Below are 13,426 nucleotides of genomic sequence, written 5' to 3'. Positions count from 1 at the left end.
GATCGGTCGCTCGCACGCCCGGTTCACGCGGGCTCGACGGTCACCGTGCGGGACGTGTCGCCGATCCGGACCGTGTAGGTGATGGGTCCGGTGACGGGGCCCTTGGAGTCGATGGCCCGGGCGGCCGGGCTGGCGGCGGCGGCGCTGGCGGCGGCCGAGACCGGGTCCTTGCCCGGGTTCTTCGGCCCCGAGGACCGCCCCGCGAAGAACTTGGGGGCCACCTGGGGGAACATCGCGTAGGTCAACACGTCCTCATCGGTCCCGTCGCAGCCGTCGAGGGCCGTGGCCCTGGCCTTCAGGCCGTCCCACTCGGGCTTCAGGTGGTCGGCGGGGCGGTCGGTGGTCGGGTCCTTCTTGTTGTGCTCGGCGGCGAGCCGGGTGACCTCCGGGTCCCGGTCGCCGATCGTCTCGCCGTAGTACCCGAGCATCAGGTCGGCGAACTCGCCGGTGAGCACCTTGTAGGGCCCCATCAACACGTTGAAGACCGCCTGCGTGCCGACGATCTGGCTCGACGGCGTGACCAGGGGGGGGAATCCGGCCACCTGGCGGACCTTCGGGACCTCGGCGAGCACCTCCTTCACCCGGTCGCCGGCCCCCTGCTGCCGGAGCTGGCTCTCCATGTTGGAGATCATCCCGCCGGGGATCTGGCTGTCGAAGATCTCCGTCTCCACCCCCACGAACTTCGACTCGAATTCGGCGTACCTCGGCCGGATCCGGGCGAAGTGGTCCTTGATCTTCAGCAGTCGATCCTTGTCGAGCCGGGTGGTGTACCCGGTGCCCTCCAGCATCTCGACCAGCGCCTCGGTCGGGTTGTGCCCCGGGCCGAGGCTGAGGGACGAGATCGACGTGTCGACGATGTCCGCGCCCGCCTCGATCGCCTTCATCAGGCTGACGAGCGTGACGCCGGTCGTCGAGTGGACGTGGACATGGACCGTAGTTTCCTGGCCGCACGACTCCTTGATGCCCTTCACGATGTCGTACGCCGGCTGCGGGCGGAGCAGGGCGGCCATGTCCTTGATGCAGATGGAGTCGCATCCGAGGTCCTGGAGCCGCTTCGCCATCTCGACGAACTTGCCGACCGTGTGCAGGGGGGAGGTCGTGTAGCAGATCGTCCCCTCGGCGTGCTTGCCGGTCCGCCGGACCGCCTCCATGGCGCGGCGGAGGTTCCGGATGTCGTTCAGGGCGTCGAAGACCCGGAAGACGTCCATGCCGTTCTCGGCCGACTTCTCAACGAAGCGGTCGACCACCGAGTCCTCGTAGTGCCGGTATCCCAGCAAATTCTGCCCGCGCAGGAGCATCTGCAACCGGGAATTCGGCATCAGCTTGCGGAAGGTCCGCAACCGTTCCCAGGGGTCCTCGTTGAGGAACCGGATGCAGGAGTCGTAGGTCGCCCCCCCCCAGCACTCGACGCTCCAGTAGCCGGCCTGGTCGATGTCCTCGCAGGCGGGGACCATGTCCTCCAGCGCCATCCGGGTCGCCAGCAGGCTCTGGTGACCGTCCCGGAGGGCGAGCTCCGTGACCTCGACCGTGCGTGCCATGGATTCGGACTCCATCCGTTGAAGATCGTCGGATCGTCGAAATGAGGTTTCGGTTCGATTTCAAGGGGGGCCCGGCCCGTCCGGCCCGGCCCCCGGTGGGGCCGTCAGGCCGAGGGCCGAGGCGATCCGATCGGCGGCGGACGAGGCGGAGATCCGGCCGCCCCGGACCTCCGATTCGAGCCGGGCGGCGAGGTCGCCTGTGCCCGGGGCGTCCCTCAGCATACGCCGGACCTGCTCCTCCACCAGATCCCACATCCACCGGACCGCCTGCGATCGCCGACGCTCGGCGAGCAACCCCGCCCGCTCCATCGCCGCCCGGTGGGCGAGCACCTGCGCCCAGATCTCCCCGAGGCCGGTGCCTTCCCGGGCGCTGCACGGCAGGACGGGAGGGATCCAGGGGCTCTCGGGAGGGTGCATCAGGCGGATCGCGTTGCGGTACTGGGAGACGGCGCGGTCGACCTGGGGGCGGTTCTCGCCGTCGGCCTTGTTGATGGCGAGCACGTCGATCATCTCGACCAGCCCCCGCTTGATGCCCTGGAGTTCGTCCCCGGCCCCGGCGATCAGGACGGCGAGGAAGGTGTCGACCATGTCCGCCACCGCCGTCTCCGACTGGCCGACGCCCACCGTCTCGACGATCACAACGTCGTAGCCCGCCGCCTCGCACGCGAGCATCGCCTCCCGGGTGTGGCCGGCGACGCCGCCGAGGGCCGTCCCGGTGGGCGAGGGGCGGATGAAGGCGTCATCCTCCACACTCAGGCGGGCCATCCGGGTCTTGTCGCCGAGGATGCTCCCGCCTGTCACCCGGCTCGACGGGTCGATCGCCAGGACGGCCACGCGATGCCCCTCCGCCAGCAGCCTCAGCCCGAGCGCTTCGATCAGCGTGCTCTTGCCCGCCCCCGGGACGCCGGTAATCCCCAGCCGGATCGACCGGCCGGAGTGGGGCACCAGCGTGTCGAGCACGAGCCGGGCGAGCGCCCGGTCGTCGGGCCGACGCGACTCGAACAGCGTGATGACCCGGCCGAGCACGCCCCGAGACCGGGACAGGACGCCCTCGACGTACTGATCCGGGGAGAGCCGTCGCCTCTGCGGCGGGATCGGCGGCCCGCTTGGGTTGGACATGGTTCCCTCAGGCGGCACCGACCGGCTCCTCGCGGCCCTCGGGATCGAGCAACTCCAGGAGTTTCAGCGCGGCGTCGGTGATGACCGTGCCGGGGCCGAACACGGCCACGGCGCCCGACTCGAACAGTTCCTCGTAATCCTGCGGCGGGATCACGCCGCCGACCACCACGAGGATATCCTCCCTCCCCTGGTCGTCCAGCACCTTGCGGATCGCCGGGACCAGGGTCAGGTGCCCGGCCGCCAGCGAGGAGACCCCGACGACGTGAACGTCGTTGTCGATCGCCTCCCGGGCGGCCTCCTCGGGGGTCTGGAACAGCGACCCCACGTCCACGTCGAAGCCGAAGTCGGCGAAGGCCGTAGCCACCACCTGCTGCCCCCGGTCGTGCCCGTCCTGGCCGAGCTTGGCGATGAGGATCCGGGGGCGTCGGCCCTCACGGTCCAGGAACCGCTCGACCCTCCGCTGCACCGAGGCGATCGCCCCGCTCCGCTCCCCGAACTGCCGGGCATAGACCCCGGCGATCTCCACCGTCTCCGCCTCGTGCCGGCCGTAAACGGCTTCCAACGCCAGGCTGATCTCCCCCACGGTGGCCCGGGCCCGGGCCGCGGTGATCGCCAGCTCCAGCAGGTTCCCCCCGCCGGAGCGGGCGGCCTCGGTCAGCCGACCGAGCGCGGCATCGACGGCGGCCTGGTCCCGATTCGCCCTCAACTCGGCCAGGCGGCGGACCTGCGCCTCCCGGACGGCCTTGTTGTCGACCTTGAGGACCTTGACCGGATCCTCTCGTTCGAGCACATACTTGTTCACGCCGACGATCGTCTGCACCCCGGAGTCGATGTCGGCCTGGGTCCGGGCCGCGGCCTCCTCGATCCGCATCTTGGGGATCCCGGCCTCCAGCGCCTTCGCCATGCCGCCGAGCTGCTCCACCTCGTACAGGTGCGACCACGCCCGGTGGGCCAGCTCGTGGGTGAGGCGTTCGATGAAGTAGCTGCCGCCCCAGGGGTCGACGACGAAGTCCGTATCCGTCTCCTCCTGGAGGAACAATTGCGTGTTCCGGGCGATCCGGGCCGAGAAGTCGGTGGGGAGCGCCAACGCCTCGTCCAGCGAATTGGTGTGCAGGCTCTGCGTGTGGCCCTGGGTCGCCCCCATGGCCTCGATGCAGGTCCGGATCACGTTGTTGTACACGTCCTGGGCCGTCAGGCTCCAGCCGCTGGTCTGGCTATGGGTCCGCAGGGACATGCTCTTGGGATTCTTCGGGTCGAACCCCTTGACGATCTTCGCCCAGATCAGCCGGGCCGCGCGGAGCTTGGCGATCTCCATGAAGATGTCCTTGCCGATCGCCCAGAAGAACGACAGGCGAGGGGCGAAATCGTCGATGCTCAGGCCGGCCCGGATTCCGGAGCGGAGGTACTCCAGCCCGTCGGCCATCGTGTAGCCCAGCTCCAGGTCGGCCGTCGCCCCGGCCTCCTGCATGTGGTAGCCGCTGATGCTGATGCTGTTGAACTTCGGCATGTGCGCCGAGGTGTAGCGGAAGATGTCGGAGATCACCCGCATGCTCGGCCCGGGCGGGTAGATGTACGTGTTGCGGACCATGAACTCCTTGAGGATGTCGTTCTGGATCGTCCCGGCGAGCTGCTCCTGCCCGACGCCCTGCTCCTCGGCGGCCACGATGTAGAGCGCCATCACCGGCAGCACGGCGCCGTTCATGGTCATGGAAACGCTGATGTCCCCCAGCGCGATCCCGTCGAAGAGGATCTTCATGTCGAGGATGCTATCGATCGCCACCCCGGCCATGCCCACGTCGGCCGTGACCCGGGGGTTGTCCGAGTCGTAGCCGCGGTGCGTGGGCAGGTCGAAGGCGACGGAGAGGCCCTTCTGCCCGGCGGCGAGGTTGCGGCGGTAGAAGGCGTTCGACTCCTCGGCCGTCGAGAACCCGGCATACTGGCGGACGGTCCAGGGGCGGACGACGTACATCGTCGTGTACGGCCCCCGGACGAACGGCGGCATGCCGGGCATCGTGTCCAGGTGGGCCAGCCCGTCGAGGTCGGCGGCGGTGTAGAGCGGCCGGACGGGGATCTGCTCCGGGGTCGGCCGGGCGAGCCGGTCGACCGGACGGCCCGCCTCGGCCTCCGCGGCGGCCCGCCACCGTGCGAGGTCGGCCGAGGGCCTCGGCCCGCCGTCCCAGCCCACGTCCTTGAAGTTCGGGATGGCACTCATCGCAGCGCCCCTTCCTCGCGGAGCAGGTCCCGGAGGGTGCCCAGGACGTCGCATCGGATGAAGATGAATCGATCGACCCCCGCCGCCCGGTATCGCGCCTCGTTGGCCCCCGGGTTGCCGGCCAGCACGACCGTCCGGGCGCCGGACGCCTTGAGCTCCCTCGCCAGCGGCTCCGCCTGCTCCTGGTACCGCGCATCGGTCGAGCAGATGACCGCGATCGCCGCCCCGCTGCGTGCGAAGGCCTCGGCGGCGGCCCGGGGGTCGGGGAATCCGTCGTTGTTGACCTCCTCGAACCCGCCCGCCTGGAAGAAGTTCGCCGCGTAGGTCGACCGGGCGATGAACTCGGCCGGGATGCCCAGGTTCGCCAGGAAGACCCTCGGGCGGCGGCCAACCTCCTGGGCCTGGATGTCGGCGGCGGCCCGCAGCTCCTCGAAGGCCGCGGCATACGGATGCACGGCCAGCGGGGCGACCCGGGCCGGCTCCCGCCCCCCCGAGGCCGAGGCCAGCGCCGAGGCCATCTGGCCGATCGTCGCCCCCCCCCTCGCGGCCCGGATGGCGGCGGCCGTCAGCGAGCCGGGAGACCGGTCGGCATCGACGGCCGATTCGGCCAGCGCCCTGAATGCCTCCCCCCCCTTGTGGTCGCGCCTCCAGGAGACGAGCCGGGTCGACGCCTCGGCCCGCAGCCGGGCGTAATCCGGCCGCTCGCGGACGAGCCGCTCCTCCCGGACGTCGGGATGCTCGGTCACCCCCGTGACCACGAGCTTGCGCGTGGCGATGGCCTCCTCCCGGGCGGCCTCGACCTCCTCGACCTGGTCGCCGACCCACCCCCCGGTGGCCGCGGGGATCATGCCGCCCCGCTCCTCCACCTGGCGGAGGATCTCCCAGGACCTCTCGGCGAGCTGCCCGGTCAGCGTCTCGAGGAACCAGGACCCGCCGGCCGGGTCGATCACCCGATTCAGATGCGACTCCTCCTGGAGGATGATCTGCGTGTTCCGGGCCAGGTGCCGCGCGAAGTGGTCGCTCAGGCCGAGGGCCGCGTCCATCGGGGCGGTCGTGATCGAGTCGGCCCCCCCCACCGCGCCGGCGAAGCAGCAGACCGTGTTGCGGAGCAGGTTGACCCAGGGGTCGACCCCGGTCAGCACCCGGCGGCTCGTCCGGGCCCTCAGCCGCATCGTCCGGCCGGCGTCGGGGTCCCCCCCGCATTCGAGCACCACCTTCGACCACATCAGCCGGAGGGCCCGGAGCTTGGCGATCGCCCGGAAGAACTGCGTGCCCAGGCTCACGCCGAAGGCGATTTGCCGGGCGGCCGCGTTCACGTCCAGCCCGGCGGCGGTCATCGCCCTCAGGTATTCCAGCCCCGTGGCGACCGCGAAGGCCAGGTCCTGCGTGCTCGACGCCCCGGCGTGGTGATACGCCCCGGTCCCCACCTCCACCGACGTCGCCTCCGGGTACCGATCGGCGGTCCAGCAGGCCAGGTCGGCCAGCTCGGCCATCGCCTCGTCCAGCGGGACGTTCAGCCGGCCATCCCGCATCAGGGCGCCGATCGGGTCGGCGTTGAAGGCGCACCGGACGCCCGACGGCTCCACGCCCCTCGCCTCCAGCAGGGCCGCCAGCAGGGCCGCGCCGGGCAGGAACGAGCCGCCGCAGTCGATGGAGACGGGGGCGATGTCCAGGCGGACCCCGTCGAGCACCCGGTCGAGGTCACCGACCGAGTAGGCCATCACGCCGTCCTGGCCGGCGAGGCTGACGGCGTCCCGGTCGTCGGCGTCCAGGCCGGAGCAGGCGGCGGCATCCAGTCGGAGCTGGATCGAGGAGACGCCGTGCTCCAGGTCGTCGAGGATCGCCCGGTTGGCCTCGGCCGGGTCGGGGTGCAGGTGCTCCTGGCGGATGTCCCAGCCGGCGGCGGCGTTGCCCAGCACCCGGTCCCCCCGGGTCAGCGGGGAGAGGCCGGGGAAACCCGAGGCGTCCCCGGCCGACCTCCAGTGCTGCGCCCCGTAGAGCGGCTGGATGTCGATGCCCTCGAAGGTCCGGCCGACGAGCTTCTTCTCGAACGGCGCCCCCTTGAGTTCCGCCTCGGCGTTCTCCCGCCACTGCTCATATGAGACGGGCGGGAAGTCGGCGGCGATGTCCAGATCCTTCGCAATCATCGGGAACGAACTCCCCGGGCCCCTGGGGGCCCGTCAACGCGAGCCGAACCGGGAGGGATCGAGCTCCGGCAGCATGGCGCCCCGCTCGATGAAGTTCGAGTGCAGCTCGAAGCAGCGCCTCAGGTCGTGGCGGATGTGCCCCGGCGGGCTCGATTCGAGGTAGTGCATCAGGTAGTCCCGATAGGCCGGGTGGGCACACGACTCGATGATCCTCCTCGCCCGGGGCACCGGGGCCAGGCCGCGGAGGTCGGCCAGGCCCTGCTCGGTGACGATGACCTGGACCGAGTGCTCGCTATGGTCGACGTGCGAGCACATCGGCACGATCGTCGAGACCTTCCCCCCCTTGGCGACCGACGGGCACATGAAGATGGAGAGATAGGCGTTGCGCTCGAAGTCGCCGCTGCCCCCCAGGCCGTTCATGACCTGGGTGCCGAAGAAGTGGGTGCTGTTGGCGTGGCCGTAGATGTCGACCTCGATCGCCGTGTTGGTGGCGATCACCCCCAGCCGTCGGGCGATCCCCGGGTTGTTGGAGATCTCCTGCGGGCGGAGCACGATCTTGTCGGCGAAGTCGTCGAAGTGCTCGTACAACCAGCCCAGCTTCTCGTCGGAGAGGGTCAGCGAGCAGGTGCTCGCCCCGGTCACGCTCCCGGCGGCGATCAGGTCGAGCATCGCGTCCTGGAGGACCTCGGTGTAGACCTTGAACTTGGGGAAATCGGGGCTCTCGGCCAGCCCGGCGATTACCGCGTTGCAGACGTTCCCCACGCCGCTCTGCAGCGGCAGGAACCCGCTGGGGATGCGCCCCTTCGCCATCTCGTCGAGCAGGAATTGCGAGACGTGCCCGGCGATCCTCCGGCTGACCTCGTCGGGGGGGGTGAAGCCCCGGCCGCCGTCGGGCTCGTCGGAACGGACCACGCCGATCACCTTCCTCGGGTCGACCAGCGCGTGCGGCGTGCCGATCTTGTCGAGCGGGTCGTTGATCGGGATCGGCTTGCGATTGGGGGGGGGCGGCAGGACGAGGATGTCGGCCATCTCCCGGAGCCGGGGGTCGTGCCGGGCGTTCAGCTCGATGATGACCTCGTCCGCGCACTGGAGGAACGTCGGCGCGTTGCCGATGCCGGTCGTCAGGTAGACCTTGCCGTCCGGCGTCACCTCCGTCGCCTCGACCACCGCCACGTCGATCGGGCCGAGGAACCCCTCCAGCACCACCTGGGAGACGTGCGAGAGGTGCATGTCGACGAAGTCGAGCTTCCCCGAGTTCGCCAGCCTCCGGAGCGGGGCGGAGGTGAGGTAGGGGGCACGCCAGCTCACGGCCTCGGCGAGGCCCAGCTCGTCGTCGCAGGCGTCCCCGGTCGAGGCGCCGCTGATCACCCGGACCTGGAACGGCGTCCCGCCCTCGTGCAGGGCCCGGGCGCGTCGGGCCAGGGCCCGGGGCACCGCCTTGGGGGCCCCGGCCGGCGTGAACCCGCCGACGGCGAGCATCGCCCCGTGGGGGATCCGTTCGGCCGCCTCCTCGGCGGTCAGTTCGGGGTAGTCGGGTGCGGTCGCCATCGCCAGGGAAACTCCGGCTCTCGGGGGAGGGCCCGTCCTGCGGGTCTGGGGGTCGGATCGGCCTCGTCGGCCGGCCTCCCTTCGCGTCGTCGTCGAAGAGTGGGAAGGAGGGCGCGAGCCGCGCGTACCGGCCGAGGTCGTTCTCGGTTTTTCGTGCGCGGCATGCAACGAAAAAAGCCCCTCTCACGCGAAAGAAATCGCATGAAGGGGCTCACTTGGCCGATCCAACGTCGCCCGTCATGAGCGACTTGATGAAGACCAAGGTACGGGATGTTCGACCTCATGTCAAGCGGACGCCCCACCGCCGCCCCGGCCGATCGGCCCCGATCCGAGGCGGCCGGGCCCCCCGTGTCCCGGCGACGACGCCGACCTTTACCCTGTCCCATCGAAACTGGACAATAGGCCATCCCCAAAAGCCAGGTACTTTCGGAGCACGACGTTGAGCGACCCGATCGAGTGGCAGGATTCCTGGCTGTCGAGGGCCTCCGAACTGCTGGGCCGCGACGGCGACGACGCGGGCCGCGGGGCGCTCCCCCGGCTGCTCCGCCTCATCCACGAGGGGACCAGGCTCCGCCGCAGGCTCGACGAGTCGGACCCCGACCCGCTCCGGCCGTCGCACCCCGAGGTCGACGACCTGCTCGAACGCCTCCAGGACGAGGCCACCGCGCGGCTCTCGGCCCTCGACCACGCCGAGCCGGTCGACCCGAAGCTCGTCGCGATCACCTCCCGACGCCTCCGGTCCGACCAGTCGTACCTCGGCGCCCTGCTGACCCGCCCCGGGGACGACCCGGTCCGCAAGGCCGCCCTGCTCGACCGGTTCCGGCGCGACCTGACCTGGCTCTCCGAGCTGGTCGCCCTGGTCGAGGGGGGCGTGCCGACGCACCCGGCCGTCTCGGCCCGGATCGAGCTGGACCGGCTCAAGGACGCCATCCAGCTCGACCGCTCCCCCGGCCTTGGCCCGAGGCGGGTCGAGCTGTCGGACCGGGCCGAGGCGCTCCGCCGGTCGCTGCTGGAGGCCCGGATCGGCCAGATCCTCCGCCGGCCGATCCCGGACGCCGATCCCCCCGAGTTGTGGGCCCGGCGCTTCCTCCTCTCCCGGCTCCAGGCCGAGGTCGAGGCCCAGTCCCCGGCGGGGGACGGGGCCGATTCCCCCCGCCCCCCCCTCGCCCCCGCCCTGGTCGAACGCCGGGAGGCGCTCGCGGCCTCGGCGGCCGATCGGCTCCGGGACCTCCCCCCCGAGGCGGCCTCCCTCGGTTGGGACGATCTGCTCGCGGGGGCCCGGGGGGAGTCCAACGAGATCGTCTCGCTGCTGGAGGAACTCGAGCCCCGCCAGGCCGTGTTGATGCTCGACCACTCCCGGGAGGACATGCTCCGGCTGGGCGTCGACTGCGAGGAGGCCGCCCGGCGCCTCGCCGACCGGGGGGCGGATCGCCAGGCGGTCGGCCACCTCCGCCGCCTCTCCCGCCGGTTCCGCCGCATGGCCAGGACCGCCCGCAACGAGTGGCAGGAGAAGCAGCTCTCCTCCCGCCTGGAGGATCGCTTCGGCCCGAAGTTCCCGAGGGCGGTCGACGGGCTGATCCTGGTGCTCATCCTGGTGCTGACGGCCCAGATCATCGTCGAGGTGGTGCTGTCCAATTCGGGCCGGCTCACGCCCCGGTTGGAGGCCGCCTTCGCCTGGCTCGACCTGGCGATCTGCTCGGTGTTCCTCGCCGACCTCGGCGTGAAGCTCTCGCTCGTCTCGGGCAAGCTGCTGTATCTACGCAGGCACTTCCTGATCGACGTGCTGCCGTCGATCCCCTTCGGCTTCCTCGCCTTCGTCCTGGTCGCGCCGTCCTCGGCGGGCACGGTCGGGGCGATCCGGATGCTGCGGCTCCCCCGGCTGATCCGCTACATCCGCCTGCTCCGCCCCGCGATCCGCTTCGCCCGGCTGTTCATCTTCTTCTTCCGGTTCACCGACCGGCTGGTGCGGCGGTACGCCTCGGTCTTCAACCGGAACATCATCCTCTTCGAGCCGAAGTCCGACCGGGACGACGAGACCCGCAACCGGCACCTGCTGTACCTGCTCCGCCGCCACTTCGAGCGCCGGGCCCCCGAGCACTTCTCCCGGCTCGACGCCGAGCAGCGGCTCGCGCTGGCCGAGCTGGGGCTGGAGGACCTGGGCCGCCGGCTGGCCGAGATCCCCTCGGCCGAGTGGTCCGAGCGGGTCGAGGACGAGGTGCGGGACATCCCCATCGAGGAGGTCGTCGAGCGACTCATCGAGCTGACCCCCGAGGAGCTCGTCGAGCAGATGGGCCCGGCCTTCGTGGGCTCGATCGACCGCTACCTGCAACTCTTCGACGTGCCGGTCGTCCGCCGCCTGCCGGCCGTCCGCACCGTGCTGGAGCACCGCCGCAAGGGGCCGGCCGAGGCCGGGGCGCTGGCGGCCAATTACCTCGGCTACGCCATGCAGCGGGCCCTGGACGTGGTCTACTATTTCGCCGACCTCCAGGCGACCGTCTCCCCGCCCCTGTTCCTGGACAAGCTCGGCCGGACGATCGTCAACGCGACCCGGCGCCCGGCGTTCCGCCTGCTGACCTTCGGCGTCGCCTTCGCCGCCCTCTACGCCCTGGTCTACCTCCTGGTGCCCGCCTCCGACGCGTCCCCGACCGCGCCGGCGGGCGTCGAGCCCCGCCCGATCGGCCTGATGCACGCCTTCGGCCTGAGGCTGCGGTCGGTCCTCGGCTGGTTCGCCGACAAGCTCGGCCTGCCGGTGATCGTCATCGGCGTCGTCTGCTTCGCGCTGATGCAGGTCGGCAGCTGGTTCCGGAGGATCGCCAACCAGGCGGCCGAGTTCTGCGAGCGGGTCGTCGAGGCCCAGTTCGCCTCCCAGACCAAGAGCCTCAAGCAGCTGCACCGCGAGCGCGACCTGCGGTTCCTGGCCGAGCGCGTCACCGCCCCCGAGATCCGCCTGAGGACCTCCGACGACCTCGACGGCGGGGGGGGGGCGACCGACCCGGCCGGCGTCCTCGCCGTCTCCACCCCCCTCGGGCGCCGCCGGGGGGACGGCGAGGCGGCCCCCGACGGCGACGAGCTCGGACTCCGCCTCGACGCCCGGATCAAGGCGGGCGAGTCCGACTTCCTGCACACCCTCCGGCTGCTCTACCAGGACTACCTCGACGGCTCCCCCTTCCACCGCAACGACACCAAGGCGTCGACCCAACTGCTGGGCAACCTCGCGCTGCGGAACCTCAGCCTGAGCAACCTGCCGTACTTCCTCAAGGGCCGCAAGCGGCTCGACCGGCTGGACCTGAGCCGGGCCGCCGCCAGCCTCTTCGGCGGCCCCTACCTGTGGTTCGACTACATCACCCGGATGATCGTCCAGGAGACGGCCAAGCTGCTGATCGACTTCAACCGCCACGCCGTGCCGCTCGACCGCCTGGCGTGCAGCCCGGAGTCGGTCCGGGCCCGGTACCGCCGCTGGCTCTCCTCCCGGCTCGGGGTGCCCGAGGGCGAGATCGCCCTGCCCGGGCCCGTCGGCAGCTTCCCCGACGCCGACCGCCTCTCCCCCGCCCGGGAGCGCGCCGAGGCCGCCGAATTCTTCGAGACGGTCGACTTCACCGCCGTCGACTTCCTGATCGCCGACGCCGAGCGGGACGAGGAGATCCGCGCCCGATACGGCGACGCCGTCGTCGCCCTGCTCCAGAACGACCGCGAGCAGAACCTCCGGGGCGCCTTCCGCAGCCTGCCCCTGCACCGGGCCCCGGCCTCCCAGCGGACGATCAACGTCTTCCACCTCTACGAGTCGTTCCTGGCCAAGGGGAAGCTGCTGGTGCTCCCGCTGCGGATCCTCTGGTGGGCGGCCCGGGGGGCCGTCTACGTCGTGGCCCGGGTCTCCCGGGTGATCCGCGAGATCCTGCACCCGACGGTCGCCGCCTCCCCGACCGAGCCGGAGGAGTCGTACGAGGCGGCCGTCCGGAAGATCCACCGGATGCGCAAGCCCGCCTTCATGGAATCGCTCCGCCTGAGGGCCCAGTTCGACGTGGAGTACCTCGGCCTCCCCCTGCCGAGCGTGCCGATCAGCGTCGGCAGCGACTCCCTCATGGAGATCGACCTCGACTTCATCGGCGCCTCCCGGCACGAGCGGGTGATGGCCGACCGCTTCCGCGAGGGTCAGCGCGCCCGGATCGCCCGGTTCTCCCGCTGGCTGGGCGAGTTCGGCTGGGACTTCGACGGCATCGCCGCGGTCCTCCACCAAGACCTGCCCCACCTGGTCGAACGCCGGGCCGAAGTGCTCCGGGCCCTCGTGACCGCCTGGGTCGCCGACCACGACGACGTGGCGACGCTCGGCACCTCGATCGACGCCATCCGGGCCGTCGTCTCCCACGGCGCCGACCCGTCGGGCGACCCGAGGCGGCTGCCCGAGGGGCTCCCCGAGGCCCCCGGCAACGGCGTCCCGCTCTGGCACGCGGTCCGGGACGTCCGCCGGCCGATCGCCGAGCTGCTGGACCTGCCCTGCGTCCCCCGGCTCGACGGCGAGGCCCGGGCGCGGGCCTCGCGATACCTCCGCAAGCACCGCCGGGCCCTCAAGGGCTGGACCCGCATCCTCCGGGGCCAGGGCGGCGCCGATCCGGTGGCGACGCTCCGCGCCCGGTTGGCCGAGGTCATGCTCCGGACCGACCTCTGGAGCGACCAGATCCTCACGCTCCGGACCGTCCAGACCCTCACCATGCTCGACCTGCAACACTACACCGAGCTGGTCTGGACCCTCGGCGGGTTCGGCCGGCTCGACCCCTCCAACCCCGCCTCCGAGCTCCCCTTCGAGGACCGGGAGGAGGCCGAGGAGGCGCTGGTCGGCGGCTGACCGTCCGCCCCCCTCCCGGCGG

6 protein-coding genes are annotated in these 13,426 nt (G+C 71.4%); 1 reads left to right on the top strand and 5 read right to left on the bottom strand.

Annotated elements, in window-relative coordinates; translation table 11 throughout:
* Positions 1-23 precede the first annotated feature (23 nt).
* The 5 genes from ElP_RS19535 to ElP_RS19515 are packed head-to-tail and all read right to left on the bottom strand — an operon-like array spanning position 24 to position 8,564.
* Complete coding sequence (locus tag ElP_RS19535) at positions 24-1,538, bottom strand: methylmalonyl-CoA carboxytransferase subunit 5S (RefSeq protein ID WP_145272123.1); 1,515 nt, start codon at positions 1,536-1,538, stop codon at positions 24-26.
* A gap of 60 nt (positions 1,539-1,598) precedes the next feature.
* Positions 1,599-2,657, bottom strand: a complete 1,059-nt coding sequence (gene meaB, locus ElP_RS19530) for a methylmalonyl Co-A mutase-associated GTPase MeaB (protein ID WP_145272121.1) — start codon at positions 2,655-2,657, stop codon at positions 1,599-1,601.
* Between the two features lie 7 nt (positions 2,658-2,664).
* A complete protein-coding gene (scpA, locus tag ElP_RS19525) occupies positions 2,665-4,869 on the bottom strand; it encodes a methylmalonyl-CoA mutase (RefSeq protein ID WP_145272119.1) in 2,205 nt (734 codons plus the stop codon).
* Positions 4,866-7,016: a methylmalonyl-CoA mutase family protein gene (locus ElP_RS19520; protein WP_145272117.1), complete on the bottom strand. Its 2,151-nt coding sequence runs from the start codon at positions 7,014-7,016 to the stop codon at positions 4,866-4,868. The genes scpA and ElP_RS19520 overlap by 4 nt, the downstream gene beginning before the upstream one ends.
* A gap of 33 nt (positions 7,017-7,049) precedes the next feature.
* Positions 7,050-8,564 (bottom strand): succinate CoA transferase, encoded by a 1,515-nt coding sequence (locus ElP_RS19515; RefSeq protein ID WP_145272115.1) that lies wholly within the window; start codon positions 8,562-8,564, stop codon positions 7,050-7,052.
* Positions 8,565-9,003: 439 nt separating this feature from the next.
* Between ElP_RS19515 and ElP_RS19510 the strand changes: the two genes are divergently transcribed.
* Positions 9,004-13,404, top strand: a complete 4,401-nt coding sequence (locus tag ElP_RS19510; RefSeq protein WP_145272113.1) for an ion transporter — start codon at positions 9,004-9,006, stop codon at positions 13,402-13,404.
* Positions 13,405-13,426 lie beyond the last annotated feature (22 nt).

The organism is Tautonia plasticadhaerens, assembly GCF_007752535.1.
GTDB lineage: Bacteria > Planctomycetota > Planctomycetia > Isosphaerales > Isosphaeraceae > Tautonia > Tautonia plasticadhaerens.
This window is presented reverse-complemented; position numbering and strand designations above follow the sequence as displayed.

What these genes read in the sequence shown, in the direction of transcription:
- ElP_RS19535 (WP_145272123.1), bottom strand. Translation starts at nt 1,538, where the DNA reads ATGGCACGCACGGTCGAGGTCACGGAGCTCGCCCTCCGGGACGGTCAC.
- meaB (WP_145272121.1), bottom strand. Translation starts at nt 2,657, where the DNA reads ATGTCCAACCCAAGCGGGCCGCCGATCCCGCCGCAGAGGCGACGGCTC.
- scpA (WP_145272119.1), bottom strand. Translation starts at nt 4,869, where the DNA reads ATGAGTGCCATCCCGAACTTCAAGGACGTGGGCTGGGACGGCGGGCCG.
- ElP_RS19520 (WP_145272117.1), bottom strand. Translation starts at nt 7,016, where the DNA reads ATGATTGCGAAGGATCTGGACATCGCCGCCGACTTCCCGCCCGTCTCA.
- ElP_RS19515 (WP_145272115.1), bottom strand. Translation starts at nt 8,564, where the DNA reads ATGGCGACCGCACCCGACTACCCCGAACTGACCGCCGAGGAGGCGGCC.